The organism is Vibrio sp., assembly GCF_038138445.1.
Lineage (GTDB): Bacteria > Pseudomonadota > Gammaproteobacteria > Enterobacterales > Vibrionaceae > Vibrio.
Genome location: NZ_JAYQDQ010000186.1, coordinates 1 through 1,718 on the forward strand (window position 1 = coordinate 1; position 1,718 = coordinate 1,718).

The window sequence follows — 1,718 nt, forward strand, 5'->3', positions numbered from 1 at the left end:
AAGCACAAGCATTTTGGTTACATACAGAAATCTCAATGCAAAGTGATATTAAAGATTGGAAGGAAAAATTAAATGATAAAGAAAAGAACTTGGTCGGTAATATATTACTCGGCTTTGCACAAACGGAATGCGCGGTTTCTGATTACTGGACCCAAAAGGTAGTTGGTTGGTTTCCGAAGCACGAAATACAACAAATGGCAATGATGTTTGGATCACAAGAAACAGTCCATGCAGTTGCTTATAGTTATTTAAATGAAACATTAAACTTAGAAGATTATGAAGCGTTTTTGCACGAACCTGCTACAGCACAGAGATTTGATAATTTGGTTGCTTATGACGGTACAAATCCTATTGGTATTGGTAAGTCACTTGCCGTATTTTCTGCTTTCGCAGAAGGCGTTAGTTTGTATTCAGCTTTTGCTGTTTTATATAGCTTCCAGTTACGTAATTTACTCAAGGGTATTGGACAACAAATGAAATGGTCTGTAAGAGACGAGTCATTACACAGTAAAATGGGTTGCAAGCTTTTCCGCGATATGTGCAGTGAAAATGATCAATTACTGCATTTATGTCGAGAAGATATAATAAAAGCTGCAGAAACCATGATAAAGCTTGAGACTAAGTATATAGACAAGATGTTTGAAGCTGGTGATGTAGAAGGTATAAAAGCTAATGATCTTAAACATTTTATAAAAAAGAGAGCAAATGAAAAACTGGTTGAACTTGGTTACGTTGACTTGGGGAACTATTTCCCGTATGACAAGAATGCAGCGTCTAATCTTGATTGGTTCTATCATCTTACCGGCGGGGTCACTCATACTGATTTTTTCGCAATACGGCCGACGGATTATTCGAAAGCTAACGAAGGCGAAGACTTCGACGATATTTGGTAATATAGTAACAGAACAAGAAATATTTGAACAATTATATGAAAAGTCAGAAGAGTAGCAGAGTAGATCTGCTTGAGAAAAAGATACAAGCCTTAATTGGCGTTGTACAACAACTACTAGATGAAAATGCTTATTTAAAAGATCTAGCAGTAGGAACATTAGAAACAATTAAATGTATGCCAGATTATGAGGAAGCAATCGACAAGCTTAAAGCGCAAGTTGCTGAAAAAGCTAGTACAGAGGAGAAGGCTGAAAGCTGAAGAACGTCTGGCAATTAGAGTAGGCTATATGGGCAGTGGTTTTTTAATCGCTGCTCAATGGACTATAACGCCTGAGTTATATATACTAGGGTTTATATGCGTCGTGGTTCAAACGTCATATAGAAAACAATGGAACCTTGTAGCACTTAATATTAATGGGCTTATGGCCTGGATAACACACTTACTTACATAATGTGGAATGAAAACTGGAAAAAAGGTGAAGATTACCCTGCGTGGGGTAATAACGACGTATACAAGAAGACTATATCCGGGGGATATTTACTCTACGACGAGTCACCGAGAGAAGCTTACATGCGGGTTGCTAAAACAGTTGCTCGTAGATTATATAAACCGGAAATGGCGGAAACTTTCTTCGAATACATATGGAATGGTTGGCTATGTCTCGCTAGCCCGGTATTATCTAATACAGGTACTGATCGCGGTTTGCCTATTAGCTGCTTCGGCATTGATGTGGCTGATTCTATACAAGATATAGGACAGAAAAATTTAGAAATGATGCTACTCGCTAAGCACGGCGGTGGAGTTGGTATCGGAGTTAATATGATTA

Annotated in this window: 3 protein-coding genes; all 3 read left to right on the plus strand. The window is 38.0% G+C overall.

Annotated features, from left to right (window positions below; translation table 11 throughout):
- On the plus strand, nucleotides 1–893 hold an 893-nt coding region (locus tag AAFM34_RS20930; RefSeq protein WP_341666219.1), incomplete at its 5' end, for a ribonucleotide-diphosphate reductase subunit beta.
- Between the two features lie 35 nt (nucleotides 894–928).
- Nucleotides 929–1,150 carry a hypothetical protein gene (locus tag AAFM34_RS20935; RefSeq protein WP_341666221.1) on the plus strand — a complete coding sequence of 74 codons (222 nt, stop codon included), beginning with the start codon at nucleotides 929–931 and terminating at the stop codon, nucleotides 1,148–1,150.
- A gap of 312 nt (nucleotides 1,151–1,462) precedes the next feature.
- Nucleotides 1,463–1,718: ribonucleotide reductase N-terminal alpha domain-containing protein (locus tag AAFM34_RS20940; RefSeq protein WP_341666223.1), on the plus strand; the 256-nt coding region annotated here is incomplete at its 3' end.